The 21,010-nt window shown below is 65.2% G+C and carries 19 protein-coding genes; 13 read left to right on the forward strand and 6 right to left on the reverse strand.

What is annotated here, in order from left to right; all coding sequences use genetic code 11:
* Positions 1–282 precede the first annotated feature (282 nt).
* Positions 283–789 (forward strand): GNAT family N-acetyltransferase, encoded by a 507-nt coding sequence (locus tag JN302_RS07980; protein ID WP_202311060.1) that lies wholly within the window; start codon positions 283–285, stop codon positions 787–789.
* A 145-nt stretch (positions 790–934) separates the two neighbouring features.
* The gene (gene ppa, locus JN302_RS07985; protein WP_202311062.1) at positions 935–1,468 is read left to right on the forward strand and encodes an inorganic diphosphatase; all 534 of its coding nucleotides are present in this window, start codon (positions 935–937) and stop codon (positions 1,466–1,468) included.
* Positions 1,469–1,864: 396 nt separating this feature from the next.
* Here ppa and phaR read toward each other — a convergent pair whose 3' ends face one another.
* Complete coding sequence (gene phaR / locus JN302_RS07990; RefSeq protein ID WP_202311063.1) at positions 1,865–2,470, reverse strand: polyhydroxyalkanoate synthesis repressor PhaR; 606 nt, start codon at positions 2,468–2,470, stop codon at positions 1,865–1,867.
* 312 nt (positions 2,471–2,782) lie between these two features.
* Between phaR and JN302_RS07995 the strand changes: the two genes are divergently transcribed.
* Both JN302_RS07995 and phbB read left to right on the forward strand, forming a co-directional pair.
* Positions 2,783–3,967 (forward strand): acetyl-CoA C-acetyltransferase, encoded by a 1,185-nt coding sequence (locus JN302_RS07995; protein WP_202332521.1) that lies wholly within the window; start codon positions 2,783–2,785, stop codon positions 3,965–3,967.
* Positions 3,968–4,097: 130 nt separating this feature from the next.
* Positions 4,098–4,820 carry a beta-ketoacyl-ACP reductase gene (gene phbB / locus JN302_RS08000; protein WP_202311065.1) on the forward strand — a complete coding sequence of 241 codons (723 nt, stop codon included), beginning with the start codon at positions 4,098–4,100 and terminating at the stop codon, positions 4,818–4,820.
* A gap of 344 nt (positions 4,821–5,164) precedes the next feature.
* On the opposite strand, the gene aqpZ is transcribed toward phbB, so the two are convergent.
* The gene (gene aqpZ / locus JN302_RS08005; RefSeq protein WP_202311066.1) at positions 5,165–5,854 is read right to left on the reverse strand and encodes an aquaporin Z; all 690 of its coding nucleotides are present in this window, start codon (positions 5,852–5,854) and stop codon (positions 5,165–5,167) included.
* A gap of 881 nt (positions 5,855–6,735) precedes the next feature.
* On the opposite strand from aqpZ, the gene JN302_RS08010 reads away from it, so the two are divergent.
* From JN302_RS08010 to JN302_RS08025, 4 genes are all read left to right on the forward strand, one after another.
* Entirely contained in the window at positions 6,736–10,083 is a 3,348-nt protein-coding gene (locus tag JN302_RS08010; RefSeq protein WP_202332522.1) for a helicase-related protein, read from the forward strand.
* On the forward strand, positions 10,084–10,467 hold the full coding sequence (locus tag JN302_RS08015) for an RNA-binding S4 domain-containing protein (protein ID WP_202332523.1): 384 nt from the start codon (positions 10,084–10,086) through the stop codon (positions 10,465–10,467).
* A gap of 257 nt (positions 10,468–10,724) precedes the next feature.
* Entirely contained in the window at positions 10,725–11,063 is a 339-nt protein-coding gene (gene fdxA / locus JN302_RS08020; RefSeq protein WP_202311069.1) for a ferredoxin FdxA, read from the forward strand.
* A gap of 370 nt (positions 11,064–11,433) precedes the next feature.
* A complete protein-coding gene (locus JN302_RS08025) occupies positions 11,434–12,009 on the forward strand; it encodes a CarD family transcriptional regulator (protein WP_202311071.1) in 576 nt (191 codons plus the stop codon).
* An 81-nt stretch (positions 12,010–12,090) separates the two neighbouring features.
* Here the strand turns inward: JN302_RS08025 and JN302_RS08030 are convergent, their stop codons facing one another.
* Both JN302_RS08030 and JN302_RS08035 read right to left on the reverse strand, forming a co-directional pair.
* Complete coding sequence (locus JN302_RS08030; RefSeq protein WP_202332524.1) at positions 12,091–12,570, reverse strand: SRPBCC family protein; 480 nt, start codon at positions 12,568–12,570, stop codon at positions 12,091–12,093.
* A gap of 113 nt (positions 12,571–12,683) precedes the next feature.
* Positions 12,684–14,474, reverse strand: a complete 1,791-nt coding sequence (locus JN302_RS08035; RefSeq protein ID WP_202332525.1) for an acyl-CoA dehydrogenase — start codon at positions 14,472–14,474, stop codon at positions 12,684–12,686.
* A 131-nt stretch (positions 14,475–14,605) separates the two neighbouring features.
* On the opposite strand from JN302_RS08035, the gene JN302_RS08040 reads away from it, so the two are divergent.
* On the forward strand, positions 14,606–15,472 hold the full coding sequence (locus JN302_RS08040; protein ID WP_202314599.1) for an RNA polymerase factor sigma-32: 867 nt from the start codon (positions 14,606–14,608) through the stop codon (positions 15,470–15,472).
* Between the two features lie 33 nt (positions 15,473–15,505).
* Here JN302_RS08040 and JN302_RS08045 read toward each other — a convergent pair whose 3' ends face one another.
* Together JN302_RS08045 and JN302_RS08050 are read right to left on the reverse strand one after the other, a co-directional pair.
* Positions 15,506–15,814, reverse strand: a complete 309-nt coding sequence (locus JN302_RS08045) for a DUF1244 domain-containing protein (RefSeq protein WP_202311077.1) — start codon at positions 15,812–15,814, stop codon at positions 15,506–15,508.
* 11 nt (positions 15,815–15,825) lie between these two features.
* The gene (locus JN302_RS08050; RefSeq protein ID WP_202311079.1) at positions 15,826–16,623 is read right to left on the reverse strand and encodes an N-formylglutamate amidohydrolase; all 798 of its coding nucleotides are present in this window, start codon (positions 16,621–16,623) and stop codon (positions 15,826–15,828) included.
* Between the two features lie 280 nt (positions 16,624–16,903).
* Here JN302_RS08050 and JN302_RS08055 point away from each other — a divergent pair, with 280 nt between their 5' ends.
* The 4 genes from JN302_RS08055 (at position 16,904) to JN302_RS08070 (ending at position 20,996) form a co-directional block, all read left to right on the forward strand.
* Entirely contained in the window at positions 16,904–17,356 is a 453-nt protein-coding gene (locus JN302_RS08055; RefSeq protein WP_342215988.1) for a DUF1036 domain-containing protein, read from the forward strand.
* Positions 17,353–18,789: a pyruvate kinase gene (pyk, locus tag JN302_RS08060; protein WP_202311081.1), complete on the forward strand. Its 1,437-nt coding sequence runs from the start codon at positions 17,353–17,355 to the stop codon at positions 18,787–18,789. Before JN302_RS08055 ends, pyk begins: the two co-directional genes overlap by 4 nt.
* A gap of 276 nt (positions 18,790–19,065) precedes the next feature.
* Positions 19,066–19,842: a 3-hydroxybutyrate dehydrogenase gene (locus JN302_RS08065; RefSeq protein ID WP_202332526.1), complete on the forward strand. Its 777-nt coding sequence runs from the start codon at positions 19,066–19,068 to the stop codon at positions 19,840–19,842.
* Complete coding sequence (locus tag JN302_RS08070; protein ID WP_202332527.1) at positions 19,839–20,996, forward strand: patatin-like phospholipase family protein; 1,158 nt, start codon at positions 19,839–19,841, stop codon at positions 20,994–20,996. Before JN302_RS08065 ends, JN302_RS08070 begins: the two co-directional genes overlap by 4 nt.
* Positions 20,997–21,010 lie beyond the last annotated feature (14 nt).

Here is a 21,010-nt window from a genome sequence, read left to right on the forward strand (position 1 = left end):
GGACTTTTGAAAAGCGCTCATAAGAAAGCCGGCGCCGTCGATGTCTTTGGCAGTCGAATATTTCTGCTCCTGCGGCCCAAGTGGCGGCGTGGCGTTGTCCGGCGCGGGCAGAGGCTTCCGCACCGCGCTGCTTTGCGGCCCATTTCCCTGAAGCCCAATTCGGGTCTTCACCTTTGGAACGCGTCGGATGCGCCGCATGATTTTGCAGGAGGGTGTATCGGCAGGAGGAGCCATATCGATCGCTTGCGCAGCGGCGGGCGAAGCAGCTATGGTTAAAGGGTTATGACCACGCTCTCGATCGATATCCGAAAGGCAGAGCCAGGCGACGCGTCCGCGATCGCCGATGTGCATCATGAGGCATGGCGCGGCGCCTATGCCGGGATCATCCCGCACCGCGCGCTGAACGCCATGATCAATCGCCGCGGCCGCGACTGGTGGGCGAATGCGATACGCCGCGCCGCGTCGGTTCTGGTCCTGGAGATCGGCGGCGAGATCGCCGGTTATGCCACGATCGGTCGAAACCGCGCCCGCGAGCTCAGGCAGGAGGGCGAGATCTACGAGCTCTATCTGAAGCCCGAATATCAGGGCATCGGGCTGGGCACCCGTCTATTCGGCGCGGCCCGCCAGAGGCTGCGCGATCACGGGCTTCGAGGCCTCGTGGTCTGGGCGCTCGAGGAGAATGTCGGCGCGCTCGATTTCTATGCCGGCGCCGGCGGACGCGACGTGGCCGAGGGCGTCGAGGTCTTCGACCACAAGGCGCTGCGCAAGGTCGCTTTCGTCTGGGATTGAAAACTGCTGCCGGATCCGGCCGACGGATGCGGCGTCTTGTCGCCTCGAACGCCCTTCACGAATAGCAACGCCGGCTGCCGATTTTCGTGCATTGCACAATGGCGCTCGGGACGCTATCGGTCCGCCCGAAACGAGGGACATAGCCATGCGCATCGATGCGATCAGTGCCGGCAAGAATCCGCCGGAAGATATCAACGTCATCATCGAGGTTCCGGTCGGCGGCGAGCCGATCAAATACGAGATGGACAAGGAAGCCGGCACGCTGATCGTCGATCGCTTCCTCTACACCCCGATGCGCTATCCCGGCAATTACGGCTTCGTGCCGCACACTTTGTCGGGCGACGGCGATCCGATCGACGTCCTCGTGTGCAACACGCGCGCTCTTATGCCGGGCTGCGTCATCAATGTCCGGCCGATCGGCGTGCTAATCATGGAAGACAATGCCGGCGAGGACGAAAAAGTCATCGCTGTGCCCTCGCCGCATCTGACCCGGCGCTACGAGAACGTCGTCGAATACACCCAACTGCCCGAGATCACCCGCGAGCAGGTGCAGCATTTCTTCGAGCACTACAAGGATCTGGAACCCGGCAAGTGGGTCAAGATCGGCGGCTGGCACGACGCCGCCTATGCCAGGAAGATGATCGTCGAGGCGATCGAGCGGGCGAAGAAGTCGAAGTAATCGGCGGTCTGGGCTGCGAGCGCCTCCGCGTTCGGGAACCCCGGCGCCGGCCCCTCATCCGCCTGCCGGCACCTTCTCCCCGCAAGCGGGGAGATGACAGCATGCCGCAGCGACAGTTCTCATTCTGCACCCTTGGCGGTTGGCGAAGCCGTCGAAGCCATCGGTCTTCTCCCCGCTTGCGGGGAGAAGGTGCCGGCAGGCGGATGAGGGGCAGCGCCGTCTTTCCAACACGAAGGCAGCGTTCCGCTACGCGAACCGCGCCCCTGCCGGGTCCCCGCTGCTTCGCAGCGCCCCGGCGTTCGCTCGCCCGGCGGCCCGGCCCTTCGCTCTCGCTCAGGGCGTTCGAAGCTCGAAAAGCCAAGCAATTGGCTTTTCGTCCGCTACGCGGACCACTTCTCACCCCATCGAATCGATCTTGCGCTGCATGGCGGCGATCTGCTCCTTGAGTTCCTGGAGTTCGTTCGCCTTTTCGGGCGCGTCCTTCTTCGGCGCCTCGGCCGGCGCCGCGCCGCCCGGCACACCCGCGGGCGGGAATGGCGTGAACATACGCATGGCGTTCTGGAACATCTCGATGTTGCGCCGCGTCTGCTCCTCGATCGCCTTCATCGGCGTCAGCTTCATGACGTCGATCGGGCTCTTGCCGAACGCCGACTTCATCTGCTCGCGCAGGCGTTCCTGCTCCTTCGCGAAGGCGATCATCGACTGCTCGAGGAAGCTCGGCACGATCATCTGCATCTGGTCGCCGTAGAAGGCGATGAGCTGCCGCAGGAACGGGATCGGCAGCATGTTCTGGCCGTCCTTGTTCTCCAGCTCGAAGATGATCTGCGTCAGCACCGGGTGGGTGATGTCCTCGCCCGTCTTGGCGTCCTGGACCGTGAAGTCCTCGCCCCTCTTGACCATCTCGGCGAGGTCCTCGAGCGTCACATAGGTGCTCGTGCCCGTATTGTAGAGGCGCCGGTTCGCGTATTTCTTGATGACAACCGGTTCGTCTTTGGCGGGCATTTCCATCCTCCCGGAAGCGGCGATGCTTTCGCAAGCCGCGGCTGCGATCACCTTTTCCGATCAGGATATGCGCAAAGAGCATGCAATTCCAAGCGGTTTGTGCGCTGCGGAACCGCTATGCCGCAGCGCGGCCCGAAAAATGCTGCGCAGCATGAGTGCAGCATGAGCGCAGCAAAGGTGCAGCATGGCCGGGCATCGCGGGCTCGCCGCCGATTTCCGGTTTGACTCGGGTTCGGGAAAGGGCAAGAAACAGGATGAAGAGACCGTCGCCCCGCCTTCATTCAAGTCTGGCATTCAAGTCTGGAGATGAACATGTCCGCGTCCAATGCAATCGTGGTGGCCAGCGCTGCCCGCACCCCGGTCGGCTCCTTCAATGGCTCCTTCGCCAACACGCCCGCTCATGAACTCGGCGTGGTCGTGGTCAAGGAAGTGCTCGGCCGCGCCGGCGTCGACGCCAGCGAAGTCGACGAAGTGATCCTCGGCCAGGTACTCACGGCTGGCCAGGGCCAGAACCCGGCGCGACAGGCCGCCATCGGCGCCGGCATTCCCAAGGAGGCGTCCGCCTGGGGCGTCAATCAGGTCTGCGGCTCGGGCCTGCGCGCGATCGCGCTTGGCATGCAGCAGATCGCGACCGGCGACGCCAGGGTCATCATTGCCGGCGGCCAGGAATCCATGTCGCTCTCCCCGCACTGCCAGCATCTTCGCGCCGGCACCAAGATGGGCGACCTGAAGCTGATCGACACCATGATCAAGGATGGCCTGTGGGATGCCTTCAACGGCTATCATATGGGCAACACGGCCGAGAACGTTGCCCGGCAGTTCCAGATCACCCGCGACGACCAGGATGCCTTCGCGCTGGCCTCGCAAAACAAGGCCGAGGCCGCGCAGAAGGCCGGCCGGTTCAAGGACGAGATCGTCGCCGTCACCGTCAAGGGCAGGAAGGGCGATACCATCGTCGACCAGGACGAGTATATCCGCCACGGCGCGACCCTCGACGCAATGCAGAAGCTCAGGCCCGCCTTCGACAAGGACGGCACCGTGACCGCCGCCAACGCCTCCGGTCTCAATGACGGCGCCGCAGCCGCGCTGCTGATGACCGAGGCCGAGGCAGCCCGCCGCGGCATCGCCCCGCTGGCGCGCATCGTCTCCTGGGCGACCGCCGGCGTCGACCCGCAGGTCATGGGAACCGGCCCGATCCCGGCTTCCAGGAAGGCGCTGGAGAAGGCCGGCTGGTCGGTCGGCGATCTCGATCTCGTCGAGGCGAACGAAGCCTTCGCGGCCCAGGCCTGCGCCGTCAACAAGGGGCTCGGCTGGAACCCCGACATCGTCAACGTCAACGGCGGCGCCATCGCCATCGGGCATCCGATCGGCGCGTCCGGCGCCCGCATCTTCAACACGCTCGTCCATGAGATGAAGCGCCGGGGCGCGAAGAAGGGCCTCGCCACGCTGTGCATCGGCGGCGGCATGGGCGTGGCGATGTGCGTCGAAGCACTCTGACCCGGTGAATCGAGAAATGGTGAATGGGCTTACGTTAGGGAAGGTCGATCGGCTTCTCCTGATACTTGCGTGACGCCCATTCGCCATTCACTATTCCGCCATTGAACTTTGCTTCCTGGGAGGAGGAACCATGGCAAGAACGGCAATCGTCACCGGCGGCTCGCGCGGCATCGGCGCGGCCATCTCCATCGCCCTCAGGGACGCCGGCTACAAGGTCGCCGCCAATTATGCCGGCAACGATGAGGCGGCCCAGAAGTTCAAGGCCGAGACCGGCATTCCGGTCTACAAATGGTCGGTGGCCGACTACGACGCCTGCGCGGCCGGCATCGCCAAGGTCGAAGCCGATCTCGGCCCGATCGACATCCTCGTCAACAATGCCGGCATCACCCGCGACGCGCCTTTCCACAAGATGACGCGCGAGCAGTGGAACGAGGTGATCGGCACCAATCTGAACGGCGTCTTCAACATGACGCATCCCTTGTGGAACGGCATGCGGGAGCGCAAGTTCGGCCGCATCGTCACCATTTCCTCGATCAACGGCCAGAAGGGGCAGTTCGGCCAGGCGAATTATTCCGCCTCCAAAGCCGGCGATCTCGGCTTCACGAAGGCGCTCGCCCAGGAAGGGGCGCGCGTCGGCATCACGGTCAATGCCGTCTGCCCGGGATACATCGCCACCGACATGGTGATGGCGGTGCCGGAGAAGGTGCGCGAATCGATCATCGCCCAGATTCCGGTAGGGCGGTTGGGCGAAGCGGCCGAGATCGCGCGCTGCGTGGTTTTCCTGGCCTCCGACGACGCCGGCTTCGTCACGGGATCGACGATCACCGCCAATGGCGGCCAGTATTTCGCCTGACCAGTATTTCGCCTGACCGGTATTTCGCCTGACCGGCGGGCCTGGACGCTGGCGCATCCAGGCAGCCTCGATCAATTCTCGATGACCCCCGGCGTTCGCGGTTGACCGCGGCGCCGGGTTCAGCGATTTTCCGACACATCATTTCACTGTCGAGGTCTTGCGGCCTGCTCTCGCCAGCGAAGCCTTTCTGCTGCACCGTCCGCGATCCGATCATGCCCAGACGGGCTCTGGCCCGACGCCGATGGCGTGAAGCCCGAAAACCGGCCTCGTCCTGCAAAAATCCAGTTCTTTACAGGACGCGCGCCTTTTTCATCGACCATCGCGCCGCCGCGCTTCGGGCTTCATCAGTCGTCCCCGAGTGCTGCCTTGTGCACGATACCGGCAATCGCGGCGCCGACGATTGGCGCGACCCAGAACAGCCAGAGCTGCTGCAGGGCCCAGCCGCCGACGAACAGCGCCTGGCTGGTCGAGCGGGCGGGATTGACCGAGGTGTTGGTGACCGGGATCGAGATCAGGTGGATCAGGGTCAGCGCGAGGCCGATGGCGATCGGGGCGAATCCTGTCGGCACGCGGCCGTGGGTGGCCCCCAGGATGATCATGAGGAACATGAAGGTAAGCACGACCTCGATGACCAGAGCCGATGCGAGCGAATAGCCGCCCGGCGAGTGTTCGCCATAGCCGTTGGCGGCGAAGCCGCCGATGGTGGTGAAGTCGGCCTTTCCGGTGACGATGACATAAAGCACCGCCGCCGCCACGATGGCGCCGATCAGCTGGACGATCACATAGGGAATGAGGTCTTTCGCCGGGAAGCGGCCGGCGACCATCAGGCCGACCGAGACGGCGGGGTTGAAATGGCCGCCGGAGATGCCGCCGAAGGCGTATGCGCCGGTCAGCACGGTCAGGCCGAAGGCCAGCGCCACGCCGAGCAGGCCGATGCCCAGATCCGGAAATGCGGCTGCCAGCACGGCGCTGCCGCAGCCGCCGAAGACCAGCCAGAACGTGCCGAGGAATTCGGCGACAAGTTTCTTCGACATGGTAGATCCCTCCTCGTACCAAGTGTCTTGTCGAACATGACAACCCAACTCCCGCGTGAAGCGCAACGCAAGATGGCAAAAGCTTCCCTATCGGCAAGTCATAGGCTTTTTGATAACCCGGCGGCCGAGCTGTCCCGAAACGGGGCAAGCCGGTTAACGCCAGCCAGCGCGACGGAAACAAACATCGGCCGCATGGCTGCCGCAATCGGTCATCGGCAGCGCCCGGCCACAACATCTAGCGGTGAACAGACAGGGAACGCCGCGCGATCAGCGATTCGTCGCTGATTCGTTCCGGCTTTGGCCCGATCGTTAACGCGAGAGCGCGCCCGTGGCGTCGCTCCGGTTAGGCTCTGCTTAGGAAAAGTGAAGAATTTCATAATCTTGCCCGATGGAGTGATCGGATGCGCCGGCCGCCGGCCGCAAAAGTTAACGGGTGCCATGGCGTTCTTCATGAAGCGTCGGAAATCCGGAACGACGGATTCAGCATCTGGTTGGAATCCCTCGTCCAGGGGCCACATCTAGCCGTGAACAAAAGATGAATCTTCCGGAGTCAGCGATTCGTCGCTGATTCGTTCCAGACTCGTTCCAAAGCTTAATCTGTGTTGTATCGATCGGCGTCGCGGCGGGCCGGGTCTCCGGCGTGAGGCGGCAGAAAATCCGACGATTTTGCCTGTTGCAGCCGGCTTCAGTTCCTATATGTCTGCCCATCCAAGGCGGCCTGCCTTTGCGCAGCGGATCGGGGATCCTCGCCTCTACCGCATCGGCTCGAAAATCGTGCTCGATTTCCGGCAAGCGCGACGCGTAGATTCAAAGTAGAGAGCGCCCGTGTGCGTCCAGATGGACACGCGGGGGGCTCCAGCCGAAAGGCCCGAAGAAGCTTCATGAACATCCAGCCGAAACCGAATGCTCCGCTCGTGCTGTCGGGCCGTGACGTCACTGCCGTGCTCGGGCCGACCAATACGGGCAAGACCCATCTCGCCATCGAACGTATGGTCGCCCATGAGAGCGGCCTGATCGGCCTGCCGCTGAGGCTCCTGGCGCGCGAGGTCTATGGCCGGGTCTGCGAGAAGGTCGGCGCGAACAAGGTCGCCCTGATCACCGGCGAGGAGAAGATCGTGCCGGCTGGCGCGCGCTATTCCGTCTGCACGGTCGAGGCGATGCCGCGCGAAACGGATGCGGCCTTCGTCGCCATCGACGAGGTGCAGCTCGCCGGCGATCTCGAGCGCGGCCACATCTTCACCGATCGCATCCTGCATCTGCGCGGCCGCCAGGAGACCCTGCTGCTCGGCGCTGCCACCATGCGCGGCATACTGGAGCGCCTGCTCAAGGGCGTGTCGCTGGTCACGCGGCCGCGGCTGTCGCATCTGGCCTATGCCGGTTCGAAGAAGCTGACGCGCCTGCCGCGCCGCTCGGCGATCGTCGCCTTCTCCGCCGACGAGGTCTATGCGATCGCCGAGCTGATCCGCCGTCAGCGCGGCGGTGCGGCCGTGGTGCTCGGCGCCTTGTCGCCGCGCACCCGCAACGCCCAGGTCGCCCTCTACCAGAATGGCGATGTCGACTATCTGGTGGCAACCGATGCGATCGGCATGGGGCTCAATCTCGATCTCGACCACGTCGCCTTCGCCCAGAACCGCAAGTTCGACGGCTATCAGTATCGCGACCTGAGTGCAGCCGAGCTCGGCCAGATCGCCGGCCGCGCGGGCCGCCATCTGCGCGACGGCACCTTCGGCGTCACCGGCCAGGTCGATCCGCTCGGCGACGAACTGGTGGAGAAGATCGAGAGCCACAATTTCGATCCGGTGAAGGTGCTGCAGTGGCGCACGGCAGTCTTCGATTATGCGAGCCTCGATGCCCTGAAGCGCTCGATCGAGACGACGGCGCCGGTCGAGGGACTGACGCGCGCGCTGCCGGCCGTCGACCAGCAGGCGCTCGACCAATTGTCGCGCGATCCCGAGATCCGCGACCTGGCGCACGGCACCGCCAGGGTGGCGCTGTTGTGGGAAGCCTGCGCCCTGCCGGACTATCGCAAGATCGCGCCTGCGCAGCATGCCGACCTCATCGGCTCGATCTATCTCGACCTCGTCCGCACCGGCCATGTCGACGAGAACTACATGGCCGAGCAGGTGCGCCGCGCAGACTCCACCGACGGCGACATCGACGCCCTGTCCCACCGGATTGCCCAGATCAGGACCTGGACTTTTGTCTCCAATCGGCCTGGCTGGCTGGCCGATCCGGCACACTGGCAGGAAAAAACGCGCGAGATCGAGGACAGATTGTCGGATGCCCTGCATGACCGGTTGACGAAACGCTTCGTAGACCGCAGGACATCCGTGCTCATGAGGCGCCTGAGAGAGAATAGCATGTTGGAAGCAGAGATCAGCCCTGCCGGGACGGTGACCGTGGAGGGTCATCACGTCGGCGAACTGCAGGGATTCCGCTTCACCGCCGACCAGAGCGCCGGCGGCGAGGATGCCAAGGCCGTGCGCGCCGCCGCGCAGAAGGCGCTCGCCACGGAGTTCGAGGCGCGCGCGGAAAAGTTCGCGATCGCGCCGAACGGCGACATCGCGCTTGCCTCGGACGGCATATTGCGATGGATCGGCGCGCCGATCGGCACGCTGGTGGCCGGCGAGGATCCGTTGCGGCCGCGCGTCATCCTCCTGGCCGACGATCAACTCACCGGCCCCGCGCGCGACAAGGTCGCGGCGCGGGCCGATCGTTTCGTCAACTACCAGATCGACACGCTGCTGAAGCCGCTGATCGACCTGAAGGGCGCCGAACACATCCCTGGCATCGGCAAGGGCATCGCCTTCCGCCTGGTCGAGGAACTCGGCCTGATCAACCGCCGCGATATCGCGGAAGACGTGAAGTCGCTGGACCAGGACGGCCGCGCCGCGCTGCGCAAGCTTGGCGTTCGCTTCGGCGCCTACCACGTCTTTGCGCCGGCGCTGCTCAAGCCCGGCCCGGCCAGCCTGGTGACGCTGCTCTGGGCGCTGAAGAACGACGGCAAGGACAAGGCAGGCTTCGGCGACATCGTCCATGCCCTGGCCGCGGGTCGCACCTCCGTCGTGGTCAACCAGAGTTTCGATCGGGCTTTCTACAAGCTTGCCGGCTTCCGCATCCTCGGCCGTCGCGCCGTGCGCGTCGACATATTGGAAAGGCTAGCGGACCTGATCCGTCCGGCGCTCGCCTGGCGGGCCGGCATCGGGGCCCGTCCCGACGGCGCCTGGGACGGCAACGCTTTCCTCGTAACCCCGCCCATGATGTCGATCCTCGGCGCCACCGCCGACGACATGGAGGAGATCCTGAAGGGTCTTGGCTATCGCGGCGAACCGAAACCCGCGGCCGAGGTGAAGGCGAGGCTCGCCGAGATCGACGAGGCAGCGAAGGCGGCAGCCCTTGCCAAGGCTGCGGCCCAGGCTGCTGCAGCGGCAGCAGCGGAAGCCGCCCCGGCTCAGACCGAGGCGGTTGAAGCGGAAGTCACCGAGAGGGCCGTAGACGAGACCGTAGACGCGGCCGTCTCAGGTGAGGCCGAGGCCCCTGAGGACGTCTCTGCTGCTGCCGACACGTCTTCCGCCGAGGAAAGCGGGCAAGCCGCGGAAGCTATGTCTGTCGAGCCGCAGGCCGCTGCGGAAGCGCCCGTTGCGGAAGTCGTAACGACCGAAGCCGAGATCGCCCCGGCCTCGGCTGCCGGCGGTTCCCAGGCGGCCGACGAGCCCGCTGCGCAGGCTGAAGCCGGTGTGGCGGCTGCCGGCGACGGGGGCAAGGCCGACGAGGCCACCGCGACCACCGAAGCCGCCGCGGAGGAGGCGAAGCCGATCATGCTCTGGCGCCAGGCGCGATTCGAGCAGCGCCCGCGCCACCGCCATCACCCGCGCGGCAAGGAGGGTCAGCGCCATGGCGGGCCGCGTCACAGCGCGCCCGGCGAGCGCCATGAGCGTACGAGCGACGGCGGACCGGGCGGCAAGCAGCGCTTCGAGAAGAAGTTCGCCGGCAAGCCCGGCAACGGGCCCGACGGGGGCGATCGACCGGAGCGAAGCGACAGGAGCGGCGACCAGCGAAGCGACAGGAATCGCGACCAGCGGCGCGACCGGGATCGCGACCAGCGCAAGGGCGGCGAGGGGCAGAAGCAACGCTTCCAGCCGCGGCCGCGCGAGGAGCGCGCCCCGCGCTTCGACCCGGATTCGCCCTTCGCCAAGCTCGCCGCCCTGCGCGACCAGCTCAAGAAATAGATGGACGGCGGGCGGCAGCGGCTCGACAAATGGCTGTTCTTCGCGCGCGTCGTGAAATCGCGATCGCTCGCAGCCAAGCTGGTCCAGTCGGGCCGCGTCCGGGTCAACCGTGACAAGGCCGAGCAGGCGGCGCATCCGGTCAGGCCGGGCGATGTTCTTACGATCACGCTCGACCGGCGCATTCTCGTGCTGAAGGTGCTCGCCGGCGGCGTCCGCCGCGGGCCGGCCGAGGAGGCGCGCACCCTCTATGAAGACCTGACGCCGCCGCCGGCGCCGCGCGATGCAGCCCTGCCCGACGCGCTGCCGCCCTTGCGCGATGCGGGCAGCGGCCGACCCACCAAGAAGGAACGTCGCGAGACCGACCGCTTCCGCTCCGGCGAGTAGATACCAGGCATGCCCCCCAAAGCGTGCAGCGGTCTCGGGAAAAGGGCATGCGCTGATCAGGAACCTGCAGTTGCGTGTCGTTTGAACCGTCCTCCAGGCGATACGCCGCAGGCGGAAAATGCGCCCGTCCGGGCTGGCCCGAAAATCGGTTCCTCGCGGGCGCGACTGCGCGCAATGGCCGCCCTTGCCATGGTCCGTCAAAGGGTCTACCTCACGAACGCAACCAGTAGAATACGGGACCTCCCGGAGCCGCCTCCATGACCTATGTCGTCACCGACAACTGCATCAAATGCAAATATATGGACTGCATAGAGGTGTGTCCGGTCGACTGTTTCTACGAAGGCGAAAACATGCTCGTCATCCATCCGGACGAGTGCATCGACTGCGGCGTGTGCGAACCCGAATGCCCGGCCGACGCGATCAAGCCGGACACCGAGCCCGGGCTCGACGACTGGCTCAAGATCAATGCCCAGTATTCCGAGGCCTGGCCGAACATCACCTCCAAGAAGGAGCCGCCGGCCGACGCCAAGGAGTTCGACGGTATCGAGGGCAAGTTCGAGAAATTCTTCTCTCCCGAGCCCGGCGAAGGGGACTGATCTTCGCCCGGAAATTGTAACCGGCTTGATCAATTTCGTCCGAATTGTCACCTTGCTCAGCCGCATTGACAACGGCCGATTCTTCGCGTGTGCAGCAAATTGTTGATTCTGTCGACTTTTTGTGCTATCCGTAAAAAACATGCCGGTGACACAACGTCGATTGATGGCGAACGCCTCAAATCATTGAAAGGTGATGCACACACTCCGGACCAGGCGAACTGGGCCAGGCGGGTATGATTTGTACCTGTGCCGCGGCTCGGCTTATTCCGGATGTGAGACCTGTTGTGCGGCAATCTAAGGCCCGCCATGTCGGCGGCCATGTCAAGTCTGGCCGGCGATTCCGCCGGCAGCGCAAAGGAGTGCAGGGCGTATGGCAACCCCCCAGAAGAAGACAGCGGCGACGCGTCACGGATTCAAGACCGGCGAGTTCATCGTGTATCCGGCGCATGGCGTCGGCCAGATCGTATCGATCGATGAACAGGAGGTCGCGGGCCACAAGCTGGAACTCTTCGTCATCGACTTCCAGAAGGACAAGATGCGTCTCAAGGTGCCGGTGGCCAAGGCCACGTCGATCGGCATGCGCAAGCTGTCCGAGACCGACTATGTCGATCGCGCGCTGAAGGTCGTGCAGGGCCGCGCCCGCGTGAAGCGCACCATGTGGTCGCGCCGCGCCCAGGAATATGACGCCAAGATCAATTCCGGCGATCTGATATCGATCTCGGAAGTGGTGCGCGACCTCTACCGCGCCGAGAACCAGCCCGAGCAGTCCTATTCCGAGCGCCAGCTCTACGAGGCGGCTCTCGACCGCATGGCGCGTGAGATCGCTGCCGTGAACAAGATGTCGGAGACCGAAGCCGTGCGCCTCATCGAGGCCAATCTGGCCAAGGGGCCGAAGCGCGGAGCCAAGGCCGACAACGAAGAGGCCGAGCAGGAAGAGGCGGCCTGAGCCGGCATTCCGTCACGATACCGAAGAGCCCGGCCGTCGCGCCGGGTTTTTCTTTGAAGCATGTCTTCCGAAAGCTGGTACCTACGCAGACGTGCCGCTGCCTGGGCCGCCGAGCCGGGCGAGCAGCCCCGCCAGATTGTCGAAAGCGCCGCTCCAGCCCTGTTCGTGATCGGCGCGCTCGTGCTCGCCGAGCAGTCCGGAATGGGTCATCACCTTCAGCGTGTCGCTGCCTTGCGCGGAAAGCTCGACCCGGACGATAGTCTCGATGCCGGCCATGCCGTGGCCTTTCTCCCAGATACAGCTGAGGACAAGAAGCTCGGGCGCACGCATCTCGAGGTAGCGGCCTGCCACCTCGTAGCCCACCCCCTCGGGTGACTGCATCTCGATCCGGAAGCCACCGCCGATCCGGGCATCCGCATGGGCCGTCCGGACAGTGTAGCCATGCGGGCACATCCACCGGCGCAGCAGCTCCGCGCGGGTGAAGGTCTCGAACACCAGCGACGGCGGCGCGCGGAAGGTCCGGCGCATGTCGAGCAGGAAATCTGCCTTGCGGATTCGCATGGTCTCTCTGCTTGCGTGTCGTTCCCGTCGAAAATCGCAACACAGTGGATTCTCGATCTCCGGACCTTGATGCTACAGGGCGTCCCTTGCGTGTCCAAGCGGACCAGCAGAGGCTAGAACCAGGCCGGCCGCATCGACAGCGTCGTATCGTCGAGGCTGTCGAGCAGGGCCCGCTGGGTACGCGCCTTCGGCAGCTCGTAGGTGAAGAAGTAGCGGCAGGCGGCGAGCTTGCCCTGCAGGAAATCCGCGTCTCCTTCGCCGGCTGCGAGCTTGCGCGATGCCGTCACCGCCTGCCTGAGCCACATCCAGGCGATCGCGACGTGACCCGTCATGTCGAGATAGGCGGTGGCGTTGGCCAGCGCCAGTCGCGGGTTCTCGGCCAGTGCGGCGGCGAGCTTGCCCGTCGTCGCCACGGTCTCCGAGAGGTGCGCGGCGAGATCCGCCGCATGGGCGCGCAAGGCATCGGTCGCATTCGCCGCGGCCACATCGGACATGACGCGGGCGGCAAAGACGCGCATGCCGTCGCCGCCCGCCTGCACCACCTTGCGGCCGAGCAGATCCATGCCCTGGATGCCGTGCGTGCCTTCATGGATCGGGTTGAGGCGGTTGTCCCGATAGAGCCGCTCGACGGGATAGTCGCGGGTGTAGCCGTAGCCGCCGAGCACCTGGATCGCGTGCTTGTTGGCTTCGAGGCAGAACTCCGATGGCCAGGACTTCGCGATCGGCGTCAACAGGTCGAGCAGCAGCTCTGTCTCGCGGCGCTTCGTCTCGTCGGTTTCGGTGCGGATCGTGTCGACAAGCAGGGCCGCCTGGAGAAGGAGCGCGAACGCGCCTTCGACCGCCGCCTTCTGGGCGAGCAGCAGGCGCCTGATGTCGGCATGCTCGATGATGGCGATTTGCGGGCTGGCGGCGTCCTTGCCGTCGGGGTGGCGGCCCTGCGGCCGTTCCCGGGCATAAGCGAGCGATGCGCGGTAGCCGGCTGCGCCGAGTGCCGTCGCACCGAGGCCGACGCCGATGCGGGCCTCGTTCATCATCTGGAACATGTAGGCGAGCCCCTTGTTCTCCTCGCCGACCAGATAGCCGGTGCAGGGCGTGCCCTCTCCGAAGTTGAGCAGCGTGTTGGTCGTGCCGCGATAACCCATCTTGTGGTTGAGGCCGGCCAGCGCGACCCCGTTGCGAGGTCCCCGGCTGCCGTCGTCGGCGACCAGATATTTCGGCACGATGAACAGCGAGATGCCTTTCACCCCGGGCAGGCTGCCGGGGATCCTGGCGAGCACCATGTGGACGATGTTCTCGGAGATCTCCTGGTCTCCGCCCGAGATCCACATCTTGCGTCCGGTCAGCCGCCAGCTTCCGTCGGCCTGCCGTTCGGCGCGGGTGGTGATGTCGGAGAGCGACGAGCCCGCCTGCGGCTCCGAAAGGCACATGGTGCCGAAGAACCGGCCTTCGACCATTGGCCTCAGGAACCGCTCCTTCTGCTCCGCGGTGCCGAAGGCGGCGATCAGATTGGCCGCGCCGACGGTGAGGAACGGGTAGCCGGCGGTGCCGACATTGGCCATGGAGAAGATGAAGGCGCAGGCGCTGCGCACGGTTTCGGGCATCTGCGCGCCGCCCCATTCATGGTCGAAGCCCGCACCGAAGAAGCCCGCCTCGCGGTAGGCGGCGAGCGCTTCGCCGACGCGCCCGTCCATGACCACCTTTCCGTCGACGAAGCGCGGCTCGTTCTCGTCGAGGGCGGCGGCGTGGGGCAGGAAATGGTCGAATGCGATGCGCTCGGCGGTATCGAGCGCGGCCTCGATCGCCGCGCGGTCATAGTCGGCGAAGCGCGCCGCGGCAGCGAGTTCCTCTGCCCTGACCACGTCGAAAAGCTGGAAGGCGAGATCGGTCCGGTCGACGCTGATCATGGAACATTTCCTCATCCGGTACGTTGATGGTTCTGGACGGCGGGCCGGAGTTTAGCCGCTCGACGCACCCTATGCCTATCACGGTCCGTTGCGGACCGGGATTCGTGAACGGCCATCTTGTGGAGCGCATGATGACGGACGAGTCGGCGAGACGGACGATGATCCGGGCGGCGATGAAGGCGCCCTATCTGGAGCGCGATGAAGAACTGGCGCTGGCTATCCGCTGGCGCAAGGATCACGACCAGGAAGCGCTCCACCGCATCACCACCGCCCATATGCGGCTCGTCATCTCGATGGCGGCGCGATTCCGGAATTTCGGGCTGTCGATGGGCGATCTCATCCAGGAAGGTCATGTCGGTCTTCTGGAGGCTGCGGCACGTTTCGAGCCGGAGCGCGAGGTGCGCTTTTCCACCTATGCCACATGGTGGATCCGCGCCTCCATCCAGGATTACATACTGCGTAACTGGTCGATCGTTCGCGGCGGCACGAGTTCGGCGCAGAAGGCCCTGTTCTTCAATTTGAGGCGGTTGCGCGCGCGCCTGGCGCAAGGATCCGACCCGCTGTCGAGCGCGGCAGCCTATCGGGAGATCTCGCTTGCGCTCGGCGTGCCCGAGGCGGATGTCGCGCTGATGGATTCCAGGCTGTCCGGTCCCGACGCCTCGCTCAACGCCCCGATCGCCGAAGAGGGCAGCGGCGCTTCGGACCGTCTCGACTTCCTCATCTCGGATGAGCCGCTTCCGGACGAGATCGTCGGCGACGCCATCGACGACGAGCGCCGCAGCGATTGGCTGAACAGCGCGCTCTGCGTGCTCAATCCGCGCGAGCTCAAGATCATCCGCGAGCGGCGCCTGTGCGACGAGGGCGCCACGCTGGAGGCGCTCGGCGAGACGCTGGGAATCTCCAAGGAGCGTGTTCGCCAGATCGAGAACCGTGCGCTCGAAAAGCTCAAGGTCGCGCTGGTCAAGGCCAATCCGGCCTTCGAATCGCAGGCCGCGTGACCGGCTGCCGTCGTCGTAGACAGAACGTCGGGTCTAATGGTCCTTCGGCCGGTTGGCCTCGAAGGCCGTCTTCTTGGCGTCGGAGGCTTCCGTCTGGTGGCGCGCCTGCCATTCGGCATAGGGCATGCCGTAGATGATCTCGCGCGATTCCTCCTTGCTCATGTCGAGGCCGGCCGCGTTGGCGGCGTCGCGATACCAGTTCGACAGGCAGTTGCGGCAGAAGCCGGCGAGGTTCATCAGGTCGATGTTCTGGACGTCGGCGCGATTGCGCAGATGCGCGACCAGCGTGCGGAAGGCGGCCGCCTCGAAATCACGCCTCTGCTCGTCGGTGAGTTCGCTCATTCCAATCTCCTTCACACTGGCCCGGTGCGGGAGCCGTAGCGCCTGACCTCATGTATATCGGGGCGACGGTTGATCGCGTCAACGATCGGCGCGAGCCGCTCGGCCCAGCGCGTGGCCTGATGCTCGTCGGCGATCAGATCCTGCCTGATCTCGACCAGCGCATGGGCGAAGCCGTTGACGATGGCGTGCCTGAACATGGTGTCGCCGCGCAAGGCGCCGTCATAGGGCTCGTTGTCGCCGACGACGAGGTCCGGATCCTGCGACAACTGGTCGATCAGCGGCAGCGGCGCGCGCGGATCGAGGTCCCACAGCACGCCGACATGCCAGGGGCGCACGAAGCCCTGCATCACCGGCGTAAAGGAATGGATGGACATGACGAAGGGCGCATGGCCGGAATCATGCGCGGCCGAGGCGGTGACCGCCGCGACCGCATCGTGATAGGGCCGGTAGAAGCGCTCGAGCCGTCTTTCGCGCTCCTCCGGCGCCATCGGATAGTTTCCCGGCACGACGGTGCCGTCATAGAGCTGGCGAATCAGCGTCGGGTCGTCCTCGCCGCGGTTGGGGTCGATGAGCAGCCGCGAGAAATTGGCGATCACGGCCGGCGCGTCCAGCAGAGCGGCAAGCCGCCGCGTGACATGCTCGACGCCGATGTCATAGGCGATGTGGCGGTCGAACTCCCCGGCCGGCAGGCCAAGATCGCCATATTCCTCGGGCAGGTCGCGCCGCGCGTGATCCGCGATCAGCACGAGGCCACGCTTTCGGGAGCCCTCGACGACCTCGAAGGGAGCAAAGACTGCGGAGCGTGTCATGCGGGTCGAATTGTCCCCTGTTCGTCCATTTCGGCGTGGGACCCGTCATTTCACGGCGGTGTCGGGGTTGCAATGCCGTTGTTTGGCCAATCTTTTTACTGAAATGACCAAAAGGGTGACGAACTCGTCCGGCGGTCGCGTTCTAAATCGATTGGGTTCCGCAGCGGGCGCGCGTTGACATGCGCCCGGACTTTGCCGAAAAGGGGCGTCAACGATGCCGATTTCACTGTCGAGGGGCTTCAGGATGATATTCGCCGGCAGGCTGCGCCTTCGCCACCTGATGGCCGCGCTCTTGCTTTTGCCGGGTATCCCCATCGTCGCGGCCGTTGCGTCTTCCCCGGCCCTGGCGGACTTTCGGGTCTGCAATGCCACCCAGAACCTCATCGGCGTGTCGATCGGCTATCGCGCCAAGGCCGGCTGGGTCACCGAAGGCTGGTGGCATGTCGAAGGATCGACCTGCAAGACCCTGATCGAGGGGCCTTTGTCATCACGCTATTATTATCTGTATGCAGAGGATGCCGAGCGCGGTGGGCGCTGGGACGGGCCGATCAACATGTGCGTCGCCGAGAAGGAGTTCAAGATCGCCGGCGTCAGCGACTGCGTCGCCCGCGGCTTCCAGCGCGCAGGATTCCAGGAATACGACACGGGCGAGCAGGCGAGCTGGATGGTGCAGCTGACCGATCAGCCCGCAACCGGCGGCGCACCGGCCGTCACGGGAACAGGAACTCAATGAGACGCAGCCGAAAGGTCAAGATCCTCGCAACGCTCGGCCCGGCTTCTTCCGACGAGGCCATGATCCGAAAGCTCTTCGAAGCAGGCGCCGACGTCTTCCGGATCAATATGAGCCATACCGACCACGAGCTGATGCGCACGCTGGTCGGACGCATCCGCGCGGTCGAGCAGGCGGTCGGCCGTCCGATCGGCATCCTGGCCGATCTGCAGGGCCCGAAGCTCAGGGTCGGCAAGTTCGCCAGGGGCAGGGAAGAGCTGAAGCCAGGCCAGACATTCACGCTCGACGACAATCCCGAACCCGGCAATGCCGAGCGCGTCCATCTCCCGCATCCCGAGATCCTGAAATCGGTGGAGCCGGGCGACCGGCTGCTGATCGACGACGGCCGGCTGCATCTGGTGGCGGAAGAGACCGACGGAAAGTCTATCGTGACGCGGGTCGTCACCGGCACCAGGATCTCCGACAAGAAGGGCGTCAGCCTGCCCGACACGGAACTGCCGCTCGGTGCGCTCACCGAGAAGGATCGGCGCGATCTCGACGCGGTGCTCGCGACCGGGGTCGACTGGGTGGCGCTGTCCTTCATCCAGCGGCCGGAGGACCTCGCCGAGGCGCGCAAGATCGCGCGCGGCCGTGCCGCACTGATGTCGAAGATCGAGAAGCCGCAGGCGGTCGCCCGGTTGGCCGAGATCATCGAGCTGTCCGACGCCATCATGGTGGCGCGTGGCGATCTCGGCGTCGAAATGCCGGTGGAAGCCGTGCCCGGCATCCAGAAGCAGATCACGCGCGCCGCGCGCCGCGCCGGCAAGCCGGTCGTGGTGGCCACGCAGATGCTGGAATCGATGATCAGCGCGCCGGTGCCGACCCGTGCCGAGGTCTCGGACGTGTCGATCGCGGTCTTCGAGGGTGCCGACGCCATCATGCTTTCGGCCGAATCGGCAGCCGGCGAGTATCCTATCGAGGCCGTCGGCATGATGAACAGGATCGCCGAACGCGTGGAGCAGGACCCGGTCTATCTCGGCATCATCAACGCCCAGCGCTCGGAGCCGGAGGCGACCGGCGCCGATGCGATCTCGGCCGCCGCGCGCCAGATCGCCGAGACGCTGAAGCTTTCCGCGATCGTCACCTACACGGCATCGGGTACGACCGGCCTGCGCGCCGCCCGCGAAAGGCCGCAGGTGCCGATCATCGCGCTGTCGCCGATCCTGGAGACGGCGCGGCGCCTGTCGCTGCTTTGGGGGACGCATTGCGTGGTGACCGAGGACGCCACCGACCTCGACGACATGGTCGATCGCGCCTGCCGCATCGCGTTTGCCGAGGAGTTCGGCCAGCCGGGCGACCGGGTCATCATCACCGCGGGCGTGCCGCTGCGCACGCCGGGCGCGACCAATATGCTGCGCATCGCCTATATCGGCTCCGACGGGCTGGGCGCGCTTTAAAGCATGTCTCCCGAAAGTGGGTACCGGTTTCGGGGACAAAGACATGCGTCAAACCAAAGACCTACAGCGAGCGTGAATCCGTTTTCACGCAACACGCTGTAGGGCCGCTCGCCGATCGGAAGTCCCCAATCGACGCCGGCAGGCTCGATCAGGCCTGGCCGGCGTTTCACTTTTGCTCGACTGCGCAAGCGCGATCGTGAGACCGGGTTCGCAATTCTGCTGCAATGCAGTATCTATGCTGCAACGCAATATCCGAGGGAATTGAAAGGATACCCGATGACCAGGACAGCAATCGTCACAGGCTCGACCTCCGGCATCGGCCTCGCCATCGCCCACAGGCTGGCGGCACAAGGCTGCAACGTGGTCGTCAACTCCTTCTCCGATACGGCCGAGGATCACGCCGCCGCCGAGTCGATCGCTGCCAGGCATGGTGTGCGCGCCGCCTATATCAAGGCCGACATGTCGAAGCCGGCGGAATGCCGCGCCCTGATCGCCGCGGCGGCCGAACGTTTCGGGACGGCCGACATCCTGGTCAACAATGCCGGCATCCAGCATGTCGCGCCGGTTGAGGCGTTTCCGGTCGAGAAATGGGACGCCATCATCTCCATCAACCTCTCTTCGGCCTTCCATACGACGGCGGCCGCGATCCCGTTGATGAAGGCCGCCGGCTGGGGCCGGATCGTCAACATCGCCTCGGCCCACGGGCTGGTCGCCTCGCCCTTCAAATCGGCTTATGTCTCGGCCAAGCACGGCATCATGGGCTTCACCAAGACGGTGGCGCTCGAGATCGCGCGCGACGGGATCACCTGCAACGCGGTATGCCCCGGCTATGTGCTCACCCCGCTGGTCGAAGCGCAGATCCCCGACCAGATGAAGGCGCACGACATGGATCGCGAGACCGTGATCCGCGAGGTGATGCTCGAGAAGCAGCCGACCAAGGAGTTCGTGACGGTCGAGCAGATCGCTGCGACGGTGTCGTTCCTCTGCTCGGAGGACGCCGCCCAGATCAACGGCACCCATATCTCGGTCGACGGCGGTTGGACCGCGGAATGACGATAGCCCCCGCCAAGGACTCGTGGCCGGCCGATGTCGTCGAAGCGGCGTCGCGCAAGCCGATCAACATTGCGTTGCAAGGCGGCGGCTCGCACGGCGCCTTTTCGTGGGGGGTGCTCGACCGCCTGCTCGAGGACGGGCGCCTGGATTTCAGGGCGATCTCAGGCACCAGCGCCGGCGCGATGAACGCGGTGGCGCTCGCCGACGGGCTGGTTCGCGGCGGCCGCGACGGCGCCCGGCGCAAGCTCGACGACTTCTGGCGCGCGGTCGGCCGGACAGGCCGGTTCAGCCCCGTCCAGCGCACGCCGTGGGACGTGTTGTGGGGCAACTGGTCGGTCGAGAACACGCCGGGCTATTTCTGGTTCGATGCGATGTCGCGGCTGTTCTCGCCCTATGCGGCCAATCCCTTCAACGTCAATCCGCTACGCGATGTCGTCGAGACCGAGATCGACTTCGACAATGTCCGCGGCTGCCATGACATCAAGCTGTTCCTGTCGGCCACCAATGTCGAGACCGGCCAGTTGCGGGTCTTCGAGACAGGAGAAATCAACGCGGACGTGGTCATGGCTTCGGCCTGCCTGCCGCAGATCTTCCAGGCGGTCCGCATCGACGGCGCGCCTTATTGGGACGGCGGCTATGGCGGCAATCCGGCGCTTTATCCGTTCTTCTACGCCAGCGCGGTCGAGGATGTGCTGCTGGTCCAGATCAATCCTGTTTTCCGCGAGGGTGTGCCCAAGACCGTCAACGAGATCCAGAACCGGGTCGACGAAATCACCTTCAATGCGGGGCTGCTGCGCGAGTTCCGCGCCATCGCCTTCGTCAAGGAACTGATCCGCAGCGGAAAGATCGGCCACGACGACTATCGCGACATCCGCATGCATCGCATCGACGCCGACGAGGCGTTCAAGGATCTCAGCGCTTCGTCCAAGGTGAATGCCGAGTGGGCCTTCCTTGAATATCTGCGCGACCTCGGCCGCTCGGCCGCAGATGACTGGCTGGAAGAGCATTTCGACAAGGTCGGAAAAGAGCCGACGCTCGACCTCTCCGATATGCTGGTGCCGGGTATGACGCCGAAACGAAGCACCGCACCGGGACATCGGGTCCGCGAATTCCTCGCGCGGAGGAGAAGGCCGGCTGCCGTCCGGCAGGCGTGAACCGGGACTTGGTA

Source organism: Mesorhizobium sp. L-8-3 (assembly GCF_016756615.1).
In the GTDB taxonomy this organism is placed as follows: Bacteria; Pseudomonadota; Alphaproteobacteria; order Rhizobiales; family Rhizobiaceae.

Bases quoted from the DNA above. Each gene is read 5' to 3' on its own strand.
- JN302_RS07980 (WP_202311060.1), top strand. From the start codon at position 283: ATGACCACGCTCTCGATCGATATCCGAAAGGCAGAGCCAGGCGACGCG.
- ppa (WP_202311062.1), top strand. From the start codon at position 935: ATGCGCATCGATGCGATCAGTGCCGGCAAGAATCCGCCGGAAGATATC.
- phaR (WP_202311063.1), bottom strand. From the start codon at position 2,470: ATGCCCGCCAAAGACGAACCGGTTGTCATCAAGAAATACGCGAACCGG.
- JN302_RS07995 (WP_202332521.1), top strand. From the start codon at position 2,783: ATGTCCGCGTCCAATGCAATCGTGGTGGCCAGCGCTGCCCGCACCCCG.
- phbB (WP_202311065.1), top strand. From the start codon at position 4,098: ATGGCAAGAACGGCAATCGTCACCGGCGGCTCGCGCGGCATCGGCGCG.
- aqpZ (WP_202311066.1), bottom strand. From the start codon at position 5,854: ATGTCGAAGAAACTTGTCGCCGAATTCCTCGGCACGTTCTGGCTGGTC.
- JN302_RS08010 (WP_202332522.1), top strand. From the start codon at position 6,736: ATGAACATCCAGCCGAAACCGAATGCTCCGCTCGTGCTGTCGGGCCGT.
- JN302_RS08015 (WP_202332523.1), top strand. From the start codon at position 10,084: ATGGACGGCGGGCGGCAGCGGCTCGACAAATGGCTGTTCTTCGCGCGC.
- fdxA (WP_202311069.1), top strand. From the start codon at position 10,725: ATGACCTATGTCGTCACCGACAACTGCATCAAATGCAAATATATGGAC.
- JN302_RS08025 (WP_202311071.1), top strand. From the start codon at position 11,434: ATGGCAACCCCCCAGAAGAAGACAGCGGCGACGCGTCACGGATTCAAG.
- JN302_RS08030 (WP_202332524.1), bottom strand. From the start codon at position 12,570: ATGCGAATCCGCAAGGCAGATTTCCTGCTCGACATGCGCCGGACCTTC.
- JN302_RS08035 (WP_202332525.1), bottom strand. From the start codon at position 14,474: ATGATCAGCGTCGACCGGACCGATCTCGCCTTCCAGCTTTTCGACGTG.
- JN302_RS08040 (WP_202314599.1), top strand. From the start codon at position 14,606: ATGACGGACGAGTCGGCGAGACGGACGATGATCCGGGCGGCGATGAAG.
- JN302_RS08045 (WP_202311077.1), bottom strand. From the start codon at position 15,814: ATGAGCGAACTCACCGACGAGCAGAGGCGTGATTTCGAGGCGGCCGCC.
- JN302_RS08050 (WP_202311079.1), bottom strand. From the start codon at position 16,623: ATGACACGCTCCGCAGTCTTTGCTCCCTTCGAGGTCGTCGAGGGCTCC.
- JN302_RS08055 (WP_342215988.1), top strand. From the start codon at position 16,904: ATGGCCGCGCTCTTGCTTTTGCCGGGTATCCCCATCGTCGCGGCCGTT.
- pyk (WP_202311081.1), top strand. From the start codon at position 17,353: ATGAGACGCAGCCGAAAGGTCAAGATCCTCGCAACGCTCGGCCCGGCT.
- JN302_RS08065 (WP_202332526.1), top strand. From the start codon at position 19,066: ATGACCAGGACAGCAATCGTCACAGGCTCGACCTCCGGCATCGGCCTC.
- JN302_RS08070 (WP_202332527.1), top strand. From the start codon at position 19,839: ATGACGATAGCCCCCGCCAAGGACTCGTGGCCGGCCGATGTCGTCGAA.